Here is an 18,025-nt window from a genome sequence, read left to right as displayed (position 1 = left end):
GGGCCCCGGACGCCGGGGCCCACTGGCACCCCGGCTACACAGCAACGGGAAGCCTCCTCCAGTCACTGCGCAGCGCCAGGGACCGGGCCGCGTGCACGAAGGCGCCCACCACGGGGGACTCCTCGGCTCCCGGACGCGTGCCGATGCCCAGATGCCGCACCACCGCCGGGGACAGCGGCACCAGCCGCACCCCCGGCAGGGCCGGCGGCAGGGCCAGCCACGGAATGACCGTCGTGCCGAGCCCGGCGGCGACCATCGCGAGCAGCGCGTTGATGTCCCGCACCTGATGGCTGACCTCGGGCTCGAGGCCGGCCGTACGGAACGCGGCACGCACCATCGTCTCGACCCCGCCGACCGGCATCAGGAACGGCTCCCCGGCCAGTTCGGCGATGCGCAACTCCCGCTGTGAAGCCAGCGGATGGTGCTCAGGAAGCACCGCGAACATCTCGTCCTGCAACAGCGGCGCCGTGACCAGCCCGCGCTTGGGCAGCGACACGATGCCCAGATCGACGCCGCGTACGCGCAGCCACTGGGCGATCTGCGCGTCGCCGCCCTCCCGCAACTCGATCCGCAGCCGCGGATAGCGCACATGCAGCTCCGACATCAACGCCGGAAGCAGCCGGGCCGCGAAGCTCTGGCTGGTGCCGATCCGCAGGGTGCCCTCGGGTTCGGCGTCCGTACCGCGCACCGCCCGCCGCACCCGGTCCGCCTGCGCCACCACGCCCCGCGCGGGCTCCAGGGCACGGCGCCCGGCGTCGGTGAGCTCCACACCGGAGCGGTCCCGCACCATCAGGGTGACCCCCAGCTCGGTCTCCAGACCGGCGATGGCGTGGCTGATGGCGGACTGGCTGACGCCCAGCGCACGGGCGGCGTTGGTGAAGGTGCCGGTGTCGGCGATCGCGACGAACGCAGCGCACTGGTTGAGCTTCACGACGCCACCGTCACAGGGGCGCGCGTCACCGGCAGCGCGGGCCGGCGCCCGGCCTCGTAGCGGGCGATGTCCGCCTCGTACCGCAGGGTGTCGGCGATGCCGTCGAGGCCGCCCAGCAGCCTGGACCGGACGTCCGGGTCGATGTCGAAGGCCTGGACGAGACCGGCGCACCGCACTTCCCGGCGCTCGAGGTCGACCGTGACCGCGACCCGCGGATCATCCTCCGTCAGCTCCCACAGCCGCTCCACGACCTCGGCCGGGACGACGATCGCGAGCAGGCCGTTCATCAGCGCGTTGCCGCGGAAGATGTCACCGAAGCGAGGGGCGAGGACGGCCCGGAATCCGAAGTCCTGCAAAGCCCATACCGCGTACTCGCGCGACGAACCCGTCCCGAAGTCCTGACCGGCCACCAGCACGCTGGCGCCCGCCCGCTCGGGCCGGTCCAGGACGAAGCCGGGCTCGGCCCGCCAGTCGGCGAACAACGCGTCCGCGTGCCCGGTGCGGCGGGTGCTCGCACAGAACCGCACGGGAATGATCTGGTCGGTGTCGACGTCGGTGCGGCGCAACGGGACGGCCGTACCGGTGTGCACGGTGAACTTCTCCATGGCGGGCCTTTCGTCTCACAGGTCGGCGGGCGAGGACAGGCGTCCGGTGACCGCGGTGGCCGCGGCCACCGCCGGCGACACGATGTGGGTGCGCGATCCGCGGCCCTGCCGGCCCTCGAAGTTGCGGTTGTTGGTCGAGGCGGCGCGCTGCCCCGGCAGCAGCCGGTCCTCGTTGAGGGCCGCGCACATCGAACAGCCCGCGCCCGCCCGGAAGTCGGCGCCCGCCTCGGCGAACACCCGGTCCAGGCCCTCTTCGACGGCCTGTCGCCGCACCCGCGCCGACCCGGGCACGATCATCATGTGCAGGCCGTCGGCGACCTTGCGGCCCCGCAGCACGTCCGCGGCCGCCCGCAGGTCCTCGATGCGGCCGTTGGTGCACGAACCGAGGAAGACGGTGTCCACCGCGACGTCCCGCAGTGCCGTCCCCGGCGTCAGATCCATGTAGGCCAGCGCGCGTTCCGCCGCGTCGCGCTGCGCGCCCGGGGCGAAGTCGGCGGGCGCGGGCACCCGTCCGTCCAGCGGGACGCTCTGCGCGGGATTGGTGCCCCACGACACATGCGGACTCAGGGCGCGCGCGTCCAGGGTGACGGCCTTGTCGAAGACGGCGTCGTCGTCACCGGCCAGGCTCCGCCAGTGGGCGACCTCGCGCTCCCAGTCGGCGCCGCTCGGCATTCCCGGGCAGCGGGCGAGGTAGGCGAAGGTCGTCTCGTCCGGGGCGACCATCCCGGCACGCGACCCGGCCTCCACCGACATGTTGCACAGCGTCATCCGCGCTTCCATCGACAGCGCCCGCACACCCTCACCGCGGTACTCGATGACGTGCCCCTGCCCGCCGGCCGTGCCCACCTCGGCGATCAGCGCGAGGACCAGGTCCTTGGCGCTCACCCCCGCCGGAAGGACGCCGTCCACGGTCACGGACATCTGCTTCGGCGGGCGCATCGGCAGCGTCTGGGTGGCCAGCACGTGCTCGACCTGACTGGACCCGATGCCGAACGCCAGAGCACCGAAGGCGCCGAGAGTGGTGGTGTGAGAGTCGCAGCACACGATCGTCATCCCCGGCCGCACCAGACCCAGCTCGGGCGCGATGACATGCACGATGCCCTGGTCCCGGTCCCCGAAGCGGTGCAGCGGAATCCCGAACTCGGCACAGTTGGAGCGCATCAGCTCCGCCTGGCGGCGGCCCTCACGGTCCTTGATGACCCGGTCCAGCGCCAGCGTCGGCGTGTTGTGGTCCTCGGTGCCGACCGTCAGGTCCGGCCGGCGCACGGTACGGCCCGCCGCGCGCAGCCGGTCGAACGCCTGGGGCGTGTTCACCTCGTGCAGCAGCTGCAGATCGATGTACATCAGATCGTCGCCGCCACTGGAGCGCCGCACGACATGGGCGTCCCACGTCTTCTGCGCCAGTGTCCTGCCCATGGTCTCCCTCACGTCGCTGTGCGTTGCTGCCGACACCTCGATCATCGGACGCGTGGAGCCCGCAGGCACCGGTCGGCGGTTGGCCATGAGGGGCCTGACCGGTCCGGGCCATCCGGTGTCCGCGCGGGGAGCCCGGCCCGCCGGCCGGCCGCGGAGCCGGGCACACGAAAGCCCCGTGCCGCGCCGAGGGTCGCTCGGCGTGACACGGGGCTTTCCGATGCCCGGCGCGCCACCGGATCCGTGCGGTGGCGCGGGGCGGCGGGGGCCGGGGCGGCCGGTCAGTAGTGCACCCGGCGGTTGTCCTCGGTGACCCGGTAGCGCACGTTCCAGAGGCTGCGGCGCACATAGGTGCGCTGCAGCCAGCGGTCCCTGCCGTCGTAGCGGGCGGTGAACGTGGACCGCGCGTGCACCCCCTTGCGGTTGTTGATCAGCAGGGCCTGACCGGGACGCAGCCGGACCTGGTGTGCGACCTCGCCGCACACCGTCTGCAGGGTTTCCATCGCCGCACGGGCGCCGCTGGTCAGCGGGTGCACCCCGTTGGCGGAGACGGCGATCTCGGGATAGTCGGTGTGACCGCTGATCAGCGGCACCGGTTCCGACAGCACTTCCAGGCCGCCGGCCACGTCACGGACGTAACTGCCCGGCGCGTTGAGCCGGAACAGCGGACTGCGCAGCGTCTCCAGGACCTCGGGGGCGAGCGCGGCCGACACGTCGCGGGCGTCGGCGTAGTAGGTGCCCGCGATGCCCTCGTGGTCGGCACGCAGGCAGGACAGCACCAGGAAGTCGGGGTTGGCGACGTCGTAGCGGCCGATCACGTCGTGCATGATGTCGCTGTGGAAATTGAGGAAGACCTCCGAACCCTGGTTCGTCTGGGTCCGTGAACCCCCCGCGACGGGAATGACGTCGTGGATCAGCTGCCCCGCCTTCTCGGTCAGCACGCCCATCGGCTCCCCGAGCAGACCGCTCAGCCCGAGCAGCACCCCCTCGGCGACGAACGACCGTTTCTCGGTGCTGGGCCCGCCGTCGGACGGCGTGTCCGGCATCACCGGATCCACCGGCAGGTTGCTGACGAGGCTGACGCCCGGCGTGTCGATGTGCCGGCCGAAGTCCAGGACCTGTTGCAGCAGGTCCGTCGGCAACGTCGCGAAGATCTGCAGCAGCCGGGCGGACGAGCGGTCGATGTCGATGTTCGGATCCGGCAGGCCGCGCAGCTGTTCGCCGAGTGCGTCGCGCACTGCGTCGGGCAGGGCGATCTCACTGAAGGTCGGCATGGCGACGGCGGCCGCGGCGGGCGCACCGTGGTCGGTGGTGGCGGTCATGGGGTTCACACTCCTTGCAGCTCGAGCAGCGGCGCGTTCGGATCGGCGCCCGCGCCGGGACGGTTCACGTGATCATGCAGACGCTGCGTCAGATGCAGCGCGTCCTCCTCGTCGGCCGCCAGCTGGGTCATCACCTGGCTGCCGCGCACCGCGGTCACCGGGACGCCCGCGTACTCGCCGGGCGTCAGACCGTTGCGCCGCTGGAACTCGGGAAGGTCCACGAACCCTCCGGTGACCGCGACCAGCGGACCCGCGGTCAGACGGACGACGTCGATGTTGGCGCCGTGGAAGGCGGTGTAGGCGCGGTCGGCGAGCTCCTCCGTCTCGTAGCGCAGGGCTGCCGAACGCTGGTTGAGCACCACCGCCGCCACCGAGGAACCGGCGCTGCCGATGACCGACCCCGCGGGGAACGGGGGCCTGTTGTAACGGCAGACGATCTCGATCCGGTTGCGCTGCGCCAACCGCACGGCCCGGCGGTGCAGCACCTTCGCGCCGTACAACGACATCAGTGCCGCCGTGTTGTACGAGACCTCGCTCAGCAGCCGCGCGCCGGTGATCAGATGCGGGTCGGAACTGTAGATGCCGTCGACGTCCGAATGGATCTCACAGCGCGGGGACCCGACGGCCGCGGCGACGGCCACCGCCGACAGGTCGGAACTGTTCTTGCCCAGCCAGGTCGGCCGGCCCTCCTTGTCGGCGGCCTGGCCACCCGGCACCACCACCACGTCGTGGTCACGCACGGCCGCGCGCAGCGGCTCCGGATCGGTGTGCTCCAACCGCGCCCACATGAACGACGAGTCCGTGGTGAGCCCCAGCTGATGCCCCGCCAGCACCGTGGAGGTACGGCCCTCCCGGTGCAGGGCCGTCGCCAGCAACTGCGCGCCCACCGTGTCGGCCAGGGTCAGCAGACCCGCGACGGTCTCGTCCTCGGGATGCGGATTCACCTTGCTCAGACGGTCCCGGAACTGCTCCGTCTCCCCGGGCTGGCCGCTCACCACGACCACCAGGCGGGTGTTCTCCTCCTCGACCCGTCGGGACAGCGCCTCGGCAAGCTGCCCGTACGCCGCCAGGGTCCGGAAACTGGAACCCCCGAACTTCACCACCGCCGGCGGCCGCTGCGAGGACTCCAGCGGCTCTCGCGTCACAGCGTCCCCCGGGCTATGAGCTCCTCGGCGATCTGGATCGCGTTGAGCGCCGCGCCGATGGTGAGGTTGTCGGCGACCAGCCACAGCCAGAAGGCACGCGGGTTGTTCGGGTTGACCCGGACCCGGCCGACGTGCACCCGGTAGGGGTCGTCGATCGTGGCGGGCGTGGGGAACTCCTGCGGTGACTGACGGTCGTGCACCGTCACCTCGGGCAGCGCGGCGAGCACCTCGACCAGCTCGGCCCGATCCACGACGCCTTGGGTCTCGATCCACACGGCCTCCGAATGGCCGTTGACGACCGGCACCCGCACACACGTGGTGGTGACGTCCAGATGCGGGATGCCGAGGATCTTGCGGGACTCCTGGAGCATCTTCTGCTCCTCCAGCGTGAAGCCGGAGTCCAGGAAACGGTCGATCTTGGGAATGACGTTGAAGGCGAGCGAGGGCGAGAACTCCTTGCTCGGGTACTTCTGCTCGGGGTGCTCCAGGCTCGCGCGGCTGGCGTCCATCAGTTCCTCGACACCGGGATGCCCCAGCCCCGAAGCCGCCTGGTAGGTGCTGACGACGGCCTGGCGTACGCCGTAACGGCGCTCGACGCCCTGCAGCAGCCGCACCAGCGGAATCGTCGAGCAGTTGGGATTGGCGATCACACCGGACCTCGGACGGGCGTCCAGCTCGTGGGCGTTGACCTGCGGCACCACCAGCGGGGTGTCCGGGTCCATGCGGAAGGCGATCGTGTTGTCGATGACGACGGCGCCGGCCGCGGTGGCCTTGGGCACCCACCGCTCGCTGGCCTCGGTGCCGGCGGAGAAGAACGCCAGGTCGACACCGCTGAAGTCGAACTCCTCCACCGCGTGCACCTGATGGGCCACGCCGTCCACGCTCAGCTCCGTGCCGGCCGAGCGCGCCGACGCCACCAGCTGGATGTCGCGGTAGCGCAGACCCCGCTTTTCGATCAGCTCGATCAGCGTGTTGCCCACGGCGCCGGTGGCGCCGACGATCGCGATCCGCGGGGCTGCTGGGTCGGTCACGAGGGTCATCGAGTGCCTCCGGTCTTGATCTCGGTCTTGGACGCGGCCGCCGCACCGGCGACCGGTGCGGGCTCCTCGGGGGCAACGGCGGGCGCCCGGCGCCCGCCGAAGGACCAGCCGAGGTTGATGCCCAGGCTCGCCGCCACGATCAGGGGAATGCCCAGGGCCTGCAGCAGACTCACACTGTGCCCGTACACGGCCCAGTCCATGAGCATCGCGACCGCCGGGTACACGAACGCAAGGACGGCGATCTTCGGGGTCGGCAGCTTCTGGTACGCGGAGTACATCAGGACGTACATCACGCAGGTGTGGATGACGCCGAGGCCCACCAGCCAGCCCCAGTCGCCGCCGAGTCCCTTCATCTCGCCGAGCTGGGTGAACGGCAGCAGCAGGAAGATGCCCAGCACCAGCTGCACCAGCGCGACCAGGTGCGGCCGCACCCCGGTGACCCGCTTGGTGATGACCGTCGAGATCCCGTAGAACACCGCCGCCAGCAGCGCGTACCCGAGCCCGGCCAGGTAGGCGCTGTCGCCGCTGCCGGTCAGGTCGGCCGCGGACACCCCGGCCACCAGGATCAGACCGACGAACGCGACGCCCAGCCAGCCGAACTTCGCAGCCGTGAGCTTGTCACGGAAGAGCACGGCGCCCAGCAGCATCACGTAGAACGGCTGCGTGTGGTAGACGACGGTCGCCACCGAGATCGACGTGTCCTCGTAGGACTCGAAGAGGAACGCCCAGTTGAAGACGATGAAGACACCGCCCAGGGCGGCCAGGCCGAGCTTCTTCGGGGTGAAGCCGTGGTTCTTGAAGAAGCCGCGCACCAGGCAGTAGAGGCCGAGCGTGGCCGTGCCGAACAGGCAGCGGAAGAAGACCACGTTGAAGGGGGACGCGCCGGACTCGATGACGAAGACGCCGAGGGTGCCGGAGAGCACCATGGCGAGGGTCAGCTCGATCGCTCCCTTCGTCTCCGTGCCCGCCGGCCGGGTGTCAGTACTCATGGTGAGATGCCTTTCCAAGGGGGAGGGGAGGGTGGGTCAGTGGAGGGGGACGGCGTACTGCAGACCGCCTCGCGTGAACAGTTCGTTGAGTCCTCGAGGCACGGCCAGACCCGTGGCCGGCCCGAGGTTGCGGTCGTAGACGTCTGCGTAGGTGCCGACGGCGGCCAGGACACGGGCGGCCCAGTCCTGGTCGAGACCGACGGCCGGCCCGTGGACGCCCGCCGTCTCGGCGGCCTGCGCGAGCGCCTTGTCCCGCTCGCCCACCTCGACGACGTGCTGCTCGGCGGAGACCAGCAGCTGTAGCACCCACCGGCACAGCCGGAACCACGCCGGATCGCCGTCGCGCACGGCAGCCGCCATCGGCTCGCGGGAGATCGCCTCGTCGAGGATCCGGTGCGCGGCCGGGTCGTCGAGCGCGGCCCGTTCTCCGGCCAGGGCGACCCGGTCCAGGACGTACGCGGCACACTCACCGGCCGCGTACGCCGCGAGCGTCTCGGCCGGCGTCGCATGGGCGACCGGCTCGACGGCCAGGCCCCGACCGCCGAACCAGGCTGCCAGGTTGGCCGCACTGGTGGTACCCGCCTGCACGGCCACCCGACGTCCCGCCAACTGCTCGGGGCGGGTCACGCCACTGTCGGCGCGGACGAGGAAACCTTCACCGTCGTAGCAGGTGACCCCGGTGAACAGCACGGGCAGGGACGCCTCGCGGCCCAGGGTCCAGCTCACGTTGGAGACGGTCAGTTCGGCATCGCCCGCGACGAGCCGCGTTAACCGGTCCGCGGGATCGGAGGGAACCCATTCGACCGCCTCGCCGTCACCCACGGCGGCGGCCGCCACGGCCCGGGCGACGTCGGTGTCGAGCCCGCGCCAGCGGCCGTCGTCACCGCACAGCGACAATCCGCGAATGCCGCGGCTCACCACGGCACGCAGCGCACCGCGCTCCCGTACCGCATCGAGAGTGGGAGTGATGGTCACAGGACGCTCCTGGGATGAGAACGGACACTCCGGGTGAGACTGTCGAAGGCGCGGATCCGCAGACGGCGGACGCGGCGCAGGGTCAGAGTGGGCAGACCGAGCCGGGAAGGATCATTGGTGCGGGGCGTCACGACAGGCTCCTTCGCCCATCGGCCGCCGCGTACTGCAGCCCCCGCAGATGACCGTGGGTCAACTGCTCCCGGTCGAACCGCCGCTCGTTGAAGCCGAGCATGGTCAGCAGCCCCTTCGCGCTGACCGGCCGCGTCGAGGCGCCACGTTCCACCCGCAGCGGCATCCGCCCCGGCTCCGCCCACTGCAGCATGCCCGCCGGATCGACGTAGGCCCGGGACTTGTTGGCGTTGTCCTGGTGCAGGCAGTACGGCACGTCCAGGTGACCTCGGCCGAAGGCCCGCACCAGCGCCTCGCCGACCGTCGGCGCCATCTCCAGCGTGCTGTCCACCAGCAGCCGCGCCTCCTCGTAGATCCCGGAGTCGGTCGCCACGACCTCCGGCGGACGCTCCGCCTCGTCCCGGGCGATGGACGCCGCGAACTCCAGCGCGTCCACGTTCTCGGTGATGGTCGGGATGCGGTGCGCCTCCGCCGGCGTCTTCACGATCAGCCGCTCGCTGCCGGTGCGCACGGCAAGCCGCACACTCTCCTCGAGAATCCGGTACGACCCCACCGGCGTACGGGGGAAGACGCCCATGAAGGTGTAGAGCACGACATGCCAGTCGGCCTGGGCCAGCCGCTCGCCGGCCAACCGCCGCAGCGCGGCGATCGCCTCCATGTCCTGCCCCGGATGGGTCTGCTGCGCGTAGCTCAACGAGATGTCGCTCAGTCCGTGCTCCCGGAAGAACAACGCCTCCAGCACACTGAGGGCCACCAGCAGGCTGGGCGGGCACAACTGCCCCAGCATGCAACCGCCGAAGCTCTCCAGGTGCATCGGATCGGGCTGCGCCGCGATCAGCTCGCAGCACTGCGCCCAGGCCTTGACCGCCTCGCTGATCGGCGCCCGGCTGTACGGCAGGCAGTACGACACCGGCCCGCCCTCGGTCGCGTCCACGCCGGCCTCGACCATGGCCCGGAACAGCGGGTACGGCAACGCCGAACCATGCCGCACCTGCACCGGGAAGTCCGGCCCCGACACCGAACCCAACAGCTGCCGGGTGGCCTCGGGGCCATGGGCGACCAACGGGAACCCGTTCAGCTCGGCCCCCGTACGCAGGGCCTGACGGGCGGAGTCGTGGTCGTTGACACGTGTATAGCTGTCCAGGGTGATCGTGCCGATGGCGGTGGCGTCGGCGCCCCGCACGCCCAGCAGCCCTTCACGCATGGTGGCCAGATCCGCGAACCCCATCCGAGGCTGCACCACCAGCCGGCCCCCGGCGTGCGCCCCTCGGACGTGACGCGAGAAACGTCCTCTGGGGGCGACCTGCGGCGCGATCCGCTCGGGAACCCTCGCGAGACTGCTCATGCGGCTGCCCTCGCCGACTCCAGCGCGGGCCGCTCGGCGCTGTCGAGAGACCCCAGGAACTCCTGGAAGGCCTCGATCCCGCCGTCCGCCTCGAACACCGCGTCGAAGCCGCTGAGCGCCAGCTCCTCGGCGAACACGATGTTCTCCGCTCCCCGCACCCCGAGCTTCCCGCCGATCACCACGTGCAGGTCCATCAGGTCCGGCTCACTGCGGATACGGCGGATGAGCCGGAGGCCGTCGAGGTGGCCATGTCCGTTGACCGTGCTGATGATGAGCGCGTCCGGCCGCGACCTTCGGCACTCTTCGATGATGAGGTCGTCGGGCACGCACGCGCCGAGATTGGTGACCTGGGCACCCTGCTCCTCCAGCATCAGCTGGAGGAAAACCAGATTCCACATGTGGGCGTCGGACGACACGCTCGACACGACAAACCGTTTAGCCGGGAGCATGACCTGTGACATAGGAACCTCTCCTTGCCGTATTACTGGGACTGCAAAACATTCTTTATGCCGTCCGACCTGGAAGTCCACAAATCCCATTCGGCTTTGCAGATGACCTTTATCGACTTCATCGATCGATGAAGCAAATACATTCATATGCAGCATGCGGGCCGCTCATGAAATTCAGGGACTTCCCCGTTCGCGGATGCCGTCAGGACTCCTGGTACTCCCGGCTCAGGAAGTCGATGACCTGCTCCACGAACACGCGCCGCTCGCGCGACAGCTGCGCCCCCTTGCGCCAGGCCAGCTGCGTGAACAGCTCGAAGGGCGGCTCCCAGGCCAGGGGCACCAGCGTCCCGGCCGACAGCTCCTGGCCGACCGCCATCCGCGGCAGGAGGCTGATCCCGAGGCCGGCGCCGACTCCACGCTTGATGGCCTCGATGTTGCCGAACTCCAGGAACGGCACCGGCTCGCCCGTGCCGTCGTTGAGTTCCGCCTCCAACAGCTCCCGGTAGGCGCAGCCCGCCTCCGGGGCCAGTACCGACTCCTGCCGCAGATGGTCGGTCTCCACCTTCGACGCCCCGGCGAGCCGATGCCCGGGGGATGCCACCACGACGAGCGGCTCCACGCCGAGGACCTCGCTGTGCACTCCGGAGTGCTGCGTCTCGGCCTCCATCAGGAAGCCGGCGTCGAACAGCCCCTGACGCAGCGAGTGCAGGGTCTCTGCGCACAGGCTCGGGCGCAGCGCGATCTGCAGCCGGGGGTAGCGGTGGTGGAAGTACTCCAGCACCGGCGGCATCCGGTACGAGGTGATGCTCTCCATCGTGCCGATGGTCAGCACACCCTCGGGCTGTGCGTCCGGGGACGCGGCTCCACGCGCCTCGTCCGCCAGGGCCAGCATCTGCCCCGCGTAGGGCAGCAGCCGCGTCCCCGCCGGGGTCAGCTTCACCTTGCCCCCGAACCGCTCGAACAGCTCGCCCCCCAGGGACACTTCAAGACTCTGGATCTGCGCTGTCACCGAGGACTGCGCGTAGTTCAGCTCGGCCGCGGCCCGGGTGAAGCTCCCCAGCGCCGCAACACGGTGAAAGGTTCGAAGTTGCCGGATGTCCATTTTGGTCTCTCCCGGAGGGACTCGACGGAGACGACCCGCAGCGGTCGACACTCCGAGCCTGCCGACGGCCCCCCTCCCTTGGAAGAACCTTCACCTGGCACACAGTGCCCACGACACCAATGTGCCGGGCCCCACGACCGGGTTGTGGGGGAGGCCTCCCAGCGGCGGAGGCCTCGGCGGAGGCCTCCACGGGGGCAGGCCCGGCGGACAGCACCGTGGGGCCTGCCCCGCCAACCCCGTCACCCCACGAAATGAATACCAGCGGAATCGGCAATGTGAGGTCGCCCGGACGATGATGAATTGGCAAACCCGTCACCTCTTTCGCGCGCGCCCGAATGGGGTGACGCCTCGTGTGTCATATTCAGTGCGGCCGATCCCGTCGGTGGCCGATCAGCAGCGGCACTTCCTTTCGACGGCAATCCGGGCTTTTCACATGTGACGCTCGATCGCGCGGACGGCTGTGGCGTTCGACGTCGTTCGGTCGCGGTCTTCCGGCCCGTGAGGGAGGCCCGACCGGCTCATCGGGAAACGACCGGGCCGCGCTCGATGGGAGAGCTCGGCGCAGGTCGCGTCCGCGAGCACGACGGCGTCCCGGCCGACGATCGACTGACGCCGTCGCACGCGGACTGTCCCACAGTCCGAGGCGGGACTGCCTGAGCATCCTGAGAGAGGGGTTCAAGCCCCGTCGCGCTGTCGCGAGTTCGGGCGGCGGTGCGGTGCTCGTGCTGACGGGCCAGTACGCCGCTGAGGACAAGTGTGGAACGAGGACAGCGCCGTCCGCGGCTGCCCGCAGGGCGCCGGAGTCTCGGCGCGGAAGCCCCGTCCCATGGCCCGGCGCAGAGCGTTGAACCGTGAGACAGTCGTATGAGGCGCTGGAGTCGGCGTGGCTCGGGCGCACCGGTCCGCGGCGGCGGCCACCGCCCGGATCCGAACGCATACGGTGCGGCAGCGGAGGGATCCGTCATGACCGAGGCGAGCGCAGAGACCCGCGCAGACCAAGCGCTGAAAGCCAAGCACCGGGCCATGTGGGCGCTGGGCGACTATCCCGTCGTGGCCGCGGACCTCATTCCGGACCTGGGGCCGGAGCTCGTGCGAGCAAGCCGCGTGCAGCCGGGTGACCGCGTGCTCGACGTCGCGGCCGGCTCGGGCAACGCCGCCATTCCGGCCGTCCTCGCGGGAGCCGAGGTGGTGGCCCTGGACCTGACGCCGGAGCTTCTGGAGGCTGGACGGCGGTTGGCCGCCGAGCGCGGCGTCGAGCTGGAATGGCGCGAGGGCGACGCGGAGGCGTTGCCGTTCGCGGACGCCGACTTCGACACCGTGATCTCCTGCGTCGGCGTCATGTTCGCCCCGCACCACCAGCGGGCGGCCGACGAACTGGTCCGGGTGTGTCGGCCGGGCGGGAGGATCGGCCTCGTCAACTGGACCCCGGAAGGGTTCATCGGGCAGATGTTCGCCGTCATGCGCCCCTACGCGCCCGCGCCCCCGCCCGGAGCGCAGCCGCCTCCGTTGTGGGGCGACGAGGGGCACGTGCGTACTCTGCTCGGCGATCGCGTGAACAGCGTCACCGCCCGTCGCCGGATGCTACGCGTCGACCGGTTCTCCCGGGCCGACGAGTTCCGGGAGTTCTTCAAGATCTGCTACGGCCCGACCGTCGCGGTGTACCGGGCCATCGCCGATGACCCCGACAAGGTCGCCGCCCTCGACGCTGCGCTCACGGACCTGGCCGCCCGGCACCTCGCGGACGGGGCGATGGAGTGGGAGTACCTGCTGGTCACAGCCGACAGGACGGCCGACTGACAAGGCGGTTCGCCGAAAGCGGCCGGGCCGACCGCACGGGGAGGCGATCGCGTCGATCACCTCGGCGGGCGATCCCTCGGCGCCCGGGCCGACGCCGGAGGAGCGGCTCAGCGCGAGCCTCCGTTGACAGGGATGACCTGCCCGGTGACGAACGCCGAGTCCGGACCGGCCAGGAAGGCCACGACGCCGGCGACGTCGGCTCCCTCGCCGAGACGCCGCAGGGGGTCACCGTCGCGAGGGCCCGCCGGGACCGATCGTCGTGCAGGGCGCGGAGCATGTCGGTGTCCACGGTGCCGGGGGTCGACATACTCACTCGCGGAAAGCCCGCCTGAGCCGAGCGGTACCGGCCCTCGGGGGAACACCGCACCGGCGCCGCAGCCTGTCCGGGGCCCAGGGCAGGGGAGCGACATGCGCCGCGCCTCCTGGAGCGGCCACTCGGGCAGGGGAGACGGCTGCTCTCTCCCCTGGCCACGTACGGCCGGTCCGGGAGGTCAGAGGCGAGTCAAGAGGCACATCTGCCGGGCAGGTAGCTGTAGTCGTCGAGGAAGAGGACAGGCCCCAGGACGGGATCCTGGACCACTTTCCAGGAGGATGCGAAAGGTGACTCACCCGGCACGTGGAACGTCATGGATCGGGAGTCGCTGACGACGACACCCGAGAAGCCCGCGTTGCCCCTGCTCGCGACGAACTCTCCGGTACCGGAGAACTCATACGTCCAGTGTCCTTCGGCGTTGCTGCCGCCGCACCAGACACCGACGACGCTCTCGGGGACCGACCCCTCGACGAGCCCGCTGCTCTGCGTGAGTCGTTCGGTCGCCTCCCCAGCGGGTTCGTCGGTCGGTTCATCGGCCGGGTCATCCGTCGGTTCCTCGATGGGTTCCTCGGTCGGCTCCTCCGTCGGTTCCTCGGCGGGTTCCTCGCTCGGTACCTCCGTGGGTTCCTCGGTCGGCTCCTCCGTGTACTCGTAGGTCGTGTCACTGGAGTGGTTCGGCGAGGTACCTGGTCCGCAGGCGCTCGCGGTGAGCAGCGCGGCCAGGGCAAGCGCGGATGCCGCGGCGCCGCGGCGGATGGCATGCGTGGTGAACGGCATGGGGACCTCATGGTGTGCAAGGCCGGACAGGACTGTGGTTCCGATGAAGCGGGCGCTTGCGTCGGGCGGCGCGCCGGCCGGCGCGCCGCCCCGCTCGGCCGTGTCAGCGAACGATCGTGCTGCGTCCCCGGGCCAGCCCAAGGAAGGCGACCAGCATCCATGCCGGTCCGACGATGCCCTGGAAGCCGGGAAGACCGGTGAGGCCCGCGAACAGGACCACCGCCAGTACGGGCACGATGCTGAACCAGCCGATCCACCGTGAGATCGTGCGTTCGCGCAACGCCATCCAGGCCACCGCTCCCGCCGCGACCACGACGCCGAGCCAGCCGATGTACCCGCCGAAGTCGTTGAGCATGAAGTAGACGAACAGGCCGTCCTCGCCGAAGGACCCTTCGTCCATACCGGTCGGCAGATAGATCGCCAGGGCGCCCTTCCAGCCGTAGCCGTAGGTCAGTCCCGCAGCCGAGGCCGTCAAGGCGCCGCTGACCACGTAGGCGGCGGTGCTGGAAGGTACTCGCGGCTCCACCTGGCGCCGCCATGCCGCGGCCAGGACGAGGAGCAGGACAACCGTCAGGAACCCTGCGACGAGACCGAGATGCGCCATCGAGCGATCCACGTCGTCGAGGACCGACGCGTCGACGGGCGTCCGCTCGACCGTTCCGGCCCGGACATCCGCCAGGAGCGTCGCGAGCGCTCCGCACACGCCTGCCGCGACCCCGTACAGGGGCCACTTCGCCCTGGGCTCGCCGTTCCGTGGCTCCATGCGCCCCGCGCGGGCATCCGGATCGATGGTGGTCATGCGCATCAACTCCCTTGGAGTGCAGGTCCGTCCGTCGGACCCTTCGACTGTCGCGGGGGACGTGTCCCGCCGCCCAGGGACCCGGGTCCCGGACAGCCGGGACGGTTTTGCCGGATCGCGCCCGATAAGGGCACGCATTACGGGAACATGAGGGTGTGAGTCGGGGGGATCGGGTGCTGCGTCGCACCGCGTACGGTTTGGCGGGCCTGGGCACGGCGAGCTGCGTGGCCACGGTGCCTGTGCGGGACTGGCTGGCGGAACGCGTTGCCGTCACACCCCTGTACTGGTCCGACCTCGTCCTCGGCTCGGTCTGGCCCCTGGTGGGCGCGCTCGTCGCCCGGGGCCGGCCGCGTAATCCCGTCTGCTGGCTCATGCTGCTGCCCGCGATGATCGGGCCGTACCATCTCCTGGCCTACTACGCCGGTTACAGCCGTTTCGTCGCCGCGGACCCCCTTCCCGGGTGGGAGGCGGGGGCCTGGGTCGGATGCTGGGGTTTTGTCGGCTACTGGTTCGCCACGCCCTTGGTGCCCCTGCTCTTTCCGCACGGTCGCCTGGAGACGGCGCCGCGCCGGGCGTGCGCCTGGGCCGTCGTCATGGTCGCCACGACCGGAACGCTGGCCACGATGCTGCGGCCCAGCGGCACCGATCCCGTACCCGGTGTGCCGAATCCACTCGGGATCGCCGGCTGGGAGTGGCTGCACACGGTGATGTTCGTGTGCGCCGCGGCCACCATGCTCGGAGGCTCCCTCGCGGCCGCCGTCTTCCTCGTCCTTCGTACCCGCGCGGCGACCGGCGTCGAGCGGGCTCAACTCCAGTGGCTGATGCTCGGCGGGCTGCTGATGGTGTTCTCCTTCTTCTCCTTCCTGTTGGACGACGCGGAGCAGCCGGCCCTGGTCGGCGATGTCGTGATGCTGGTGGGGCTGCTCGGCCCCCCGGCGAGCGTGGCGGTCGCCATGCTGCGGCACAGACTCTTCGACGTGGAGCTGGTCCTCGGGCGCGCCGTCGTCTTCGCCGTACTCAGCGCGCTCGTCCTGGGGGTGTACGCCGCGGTCGTCGCCGGCGCCGGACTGATCGCGCCCGGCTCCCTGACGGGGACGTGTCTGATCGCCACCACGGCACTGCTCGCCGCCAACGGCCGCGGCGCCGTACAGGCGGCCGTGGACCGGGTCTTGTTCGGGCATCGCCACGACCCCTACGCCGTCGTCGCCCACGTCGGTCGCCGTGTCGCCCCGGCCGGCGAACCGACGGAAGCCATGCAGCATCTCGTCGACGCCCTGCGATCCGCGCTACGCCTGCCCTACGCGGCTTTCGAAAGCCCCGCCGTCGCGGTGGCCTCCGGCAGGCCGGCGACCGACGCGGGCTGGCGCGCCTTTCCCTGCCGGGCCCTGGGACGCGAACTCGGTGTACTGCGCGTGGGGCGGCGAAGCGTCCACGACCTTTGGACGGCGAAGGAGCAGGCCGCGGTCGAAGAGGTCGCGGACCGGGCCGGCACACTCGCCTACGCCGCTGGTCTGGTCGAGGACATCGCCCGCAGCCGGTCACGCATCGTGTCGGTGCGTGAAGAGGAGCGGCGGCGGCTGCGCGCGGACCTCCACGACGGCATCGGGCCCTCCTTGGCCGGCACCGCCCACCAGCTCGACGCTCTCGCCCGGCGCATCGACGACCCCCATCTCGCAGCGACCGTCAGGACGCTTCGCGACCGGCTTCGCTCCACGGTCACCGATCTGCGCACCGTGGTCCAAGGGCTCCGGCCCGCGGTCCTGGACCATCTCGGGCTGCCCGGCGCCCTGCGGGAACTGTTGTCCGGGTACGACACACCGGCATGTCACAGCAGCATCGACGGCACCTGTCACAGTCTGCCGGCCGCCGTTGAGGTCGCCGCGTACGCCATCGCCGCCGAGGCGGTCGCCAACGCCGTCAGGCACAGCGCCGCCGGCCGTCTCGAACTGACCGCCCGTATGGAGGACACGGTCTTGATTCTGTCGATCCGTGACAACGGACGCGGCATTCCGTCAAAGCACAGGGCCGGTGTCGGACTGCGCAGCATGAGGGAGCGCGCAGCCGAGATCGGAGGCCGCCTGGAGGTGACGACCGCGCCCGGTGAGGGCACTCTCGTGCGAGCCGGCCTCCCGGTGGGGGATCCGCGGTGAGCGTCACCGTCCTCGTCGTCGACGACCACCCCGTCTTCCGGGCCGGGATGGCCACCGTCCTCGCCGATCTTCCCGATGTCACGGTCGTCGGAGAAGCGTCCGACGGCGCCGAAGCGATCACCGCCGCCGACCGGTTGCGGCCGGCGATCGTGCTCATGGACCTGCGCATGCCGAAGGTCAACGGTCTGGAGGCCACGGCCCGGATCACCACCGCGCATCCGGAGATCGCCGTTCTCGTCCTGACCATGGACGAGGACGAGGACTCGGTGTTCGCCGCCCTGCGCGTCGGTGCGCGTGGCTACCTGCTCAAGGAATCGGACGGTGCCGACGTCCACCGCGCCCTGCTCGGTGTCGCCCGTGGCGAAGCGGTCTTCGGCCCCCGCATCGCCCAGCGCGTCCTGTCCCACTTCGCCACCCACCCCACCGCCCGATCCACCCTCCCCTTTCCTCATCTCACCGACCGCGAACGCGAGACCCTCGATCTGATCTCCCGCGGCCTGGACAACGCCGCCATCGCCCGCCGCCTGTCCCTGTCCGAGAAGACCATCCGCAATCGGGTCAGCGACGTGCTGGCGAAACTGCACGCCCGGTCTCGCACCGAGGCGGCAGCCCTCGCCCGGGACGCGGGCCTGGGACATCCGCGTCACTCCGCGTAGGTGTCGGTGGCGAGGAAGCCGTGACCGTGGACGGCCTGACGAGCCCACGTACGTTCCGGAGCCGCATTTCGCTCTTTTCCACCCGAGA

The 18,025-nt window shown here is 70.7% G+C and carries 17 protein-coding genes; 3 read left to right on the top strand and 14 right to left on the bottom strand.

Annotated elements, in window-relative coordinates; genetic code table 11:
* Positions 1–34 precede the first annotated feature (34 nt).
* The 11 genes from ACZ7DE_RS33285 to ACZ7DE_RS33235 all read right to left on the bottom strand — a co-directional run bounded on the left by ACZ7DE_RS33285 (position 35) and on the right by ACZ7DE_RS33235 (position 11,445).
* Positions 35–931 carry a LysR family transcriptional regulator gene (locus tag ACZ7DE_RS33285; RefSeq protein ID WP_470767750.1) on the bottom strand — a complete coding sequence of 299 codons (897 nt, stop codon included), beginning with the start codon at positions 929–931 and terminating at the stop codon, positions 35–37.
* The gene (gene leuD, locus ACZ7DE_RS33280) at positions 928–1,536 is read right to left on the bottom strand and encodes a 3-isopropylmalate dehydratase small subunit (protein ID WP_470767748.1); all 609 of its coding nucleotides are present in this window, start codon (positions 1,534–1,536) and stop codon (positions 928–930) included. Before leuD ends, ACZ7DE_RS33285 begins: the two co-directional genes overlap by 4 nt.
* Before the next feature lie 15 nt (positions 1,537–1,551).
* On the bottom strand, positions 1,552–2,952 hold the full coding sequence (gene leuC, locus ACZ7DE_RS33275) for a 3-isopropylmalate dehydratase large subunit (RefSeq protein WP_470767746.1): 1,401 nt from the start codon (positions 2,950–2,952) through the stop codon (positions 1,552–1,554).
* A 278-nt stretch (positions 2,953–3,230) separates the two neighbouring features.
* Positions 3,231–4,271 carry a TauD/TfdA family dioxygenase gene (locus tag ACZ7DE_RS33270; RefSeq protein ID WP_470767744.1) on the bottom strand — a complete coding sequence of 347 codons (1,041 nt, stop codon included), beginning with the start codon at positions 4,269–4,271 and terminating at the stop codon, positions 3,231–3,233.
* Between the two features lie 5 nt (positions 4,272–4,276).
* The gene (locus ACZ7DE_RS33265; RefSeq protein WP_470767742.1) at positions 4,277–5,416 is read right to left on the bottom strand and encodes an amino acid kinase family protein; all 1,140 of its coding nucleotides are present in this window, start codon (positions 5,414–5,416) and stop codon (positions 4,277–4,279) included.
* Complete coding sequence (locus tag ACZ7DE_RS33260) at positions 5,413–6,456, bottom strand: aspartate-semialdehyde dehydrogenase (RefSeq protein ID WP_470767740.1); 1,044 nt, start codon at positions 6,454–6,456, stop codon at positions 5,413–5,415. The genes ACZ7DE_RS33265 and ACZ7DE_RS33260 overlap by 4 nt, the downstream gene beginning before the upstream one ends.
* Entirely contained in the window at positions 6,453–7,445 is a 993-nt protein-coding gene (locus ACZ7DE_RS33255; RefSeq protein WP_470767738.1) for a DMT family transporter, read from the bottom strand. Before ACZ7DE_RS33255 ends, ACZ7DE_RS33260 begins: the two co-directional genes overlap by 4 nt.
* Before the next feature lie 36 nt (positions 7,446–7,481).
* Positions 7,482–8,420, bottom strand: coding sequence for a transporter substrate-binding domain-containing protein (locus ACZ7DE_RS33250; RefSeq protein ID WP_470767736.1), 939 nt, complete (start codon positions 8,418–8,420; stop codon positions 7,482–7,484).
* Positions 8,421–8,547: 127 nt separating this feature from the next.
* A complete protein-coding gene (locus ACZ7DE_RS33245) occupies positions 8,548–9,894 on the bottom strand; it encodes a methylaspartate mutase (RefSeq protein ID WP_470767734.1) in 1,347 nt (448 codons plus the stop codon).
* Positions 9,891–10,343: a cobalamin B12-binding domain-containing protein gene (locus ACZ7DE_RS33240; RefSeq protein ID WP_451284337.1), complete on the bottom strand. Its 453-nt coding sequence runs from the start codon at positions 10,341–10,343 to the stop codon at positions 9,891–9,893. The genes ACZ7DE_RS33245 and ACZ7DE_RS33240 overlap by 4 nt, the downstream gene beginning before the upstream one ends.
* 202 nt (positions 10,344–10,545) lie before the next feature.
* Complete coding sequence (locus ACZ7DE_RS33235; RefSeq protein WP_470767732.1) at positions 10,546–11,445, bottom strand: LysR family transcriptional regulator; 900 nt, start codon at positions 11,443–11,445, stop codon at positions 10,546–10,548.
* Between the two features lie 963 nt (positions 11,446–12,408).
* On the opposite strand from ACZ7DE_RS33235, the gene ACZ7DE_RS33230 reads away from it, so the two are divergent.
* Positions 12,409–13,242 (top strand): class I SAM-dependent methyltransferase, encoded by an 834-nt coding sequence (locus ACZ7DE_RS33230; RefSeq protein ID WP_470767730.1) that lies wholly within the window; start codon positions 12,409–12,411, stop codon positions 13,240–13,242.
* 107 nt (positions 13,243–13,349) lie between these two features.
* Here ACZ7DE_RS33230 and ACZ7DE_RS33225 read toward each other — a convergent pair whose 3' ends face one another.
* The 3 genes from ACZ7DE_RS33225 to ACZ7DE_RS33215 all read right to left on the bottom strand — a co-directional run bounded on the left by ACZ7DE_RS33225 (position 13,350) and on the right by ACZ7DE_RS33215 (position 15,131).
* Complete coding sequence (locus tag ACZ7DE_RS33225) at positions 13,350–13,652, bottom strand: SDR family oxidoreductase (protein WP_470767728.1); 303 nt, start codon at positions 13,650–13,652, stop codon at positions 13,350–13,352.
* Between the two features lie 92 nt (positions 13,653–13,744).
* Positions 13,745–14,332 carry a hypothetical protein gene (locus ACZ7DE_RS33220; RefSeq protein ID WP_470767727.1) on the bottom strand — a complete coding sequence of 196 codons (588 nt, stop codon included), beginning with the start codon at positions 14,330–14,332 and terminating at the stop codon, positions 13,745–13,747.
* A gap of 103 nt (positions 14,333–14,435) precedes the next feature.
* Positions 14,436–15,131 carry a hypothetical protein gene (locus tag ACZ7DE_RS33215; RefSeq protein WP_470767726.1) on the bottom strand — a complete coding sequence of 232 codons (696 nt, stop codon included), beginning with the start codon at positions 15,129–15,131 and terminating at the stop codon, positions 14,436–14,438.
* Between the two features lie 224 nt (positions 15,132–15,355).
* Here ACZ7DE_RS33215 and ACZ7DE_RS33210 point away from each other — a divergent pair, with 224 nt between their 5' ends.
* Positions 15,356–17,281 (top strand): sensor histidine kinase, encoded by a 1,926-nt coding sequence (locus ACZ7DE_RS33210; protein ID WP_470767724.1) that lies wholly within the window; start codon positions 15,356–15,358, stop codon positions 17,279–17,281.
* The gene (locus ACZ7DE_RS33205) at positions 17,278–17,937 is read left to right on the top strand and encodes a response regulator (protein WP_470767722.1); all 660 of its coding nucleotides are present in this window, start codon (positions 17,278–17,280) and stop codon (positions 17,935–17,937) included. Before ACZ7DE_RS33210 ends, ACZ7DE_RS33205 begins: the two co-directional genes overlap by 4 nt.
* Positions 17,938–18,025 lie beyond the last annotated feature (88 nt).

The sequence above is a fragment of the Streptomyces sp. NPDC037083 genome (assembly GCF_055606485.1).
This window is presented reverse-complemented; position numbering and strand designations above follow the sequence as displayed.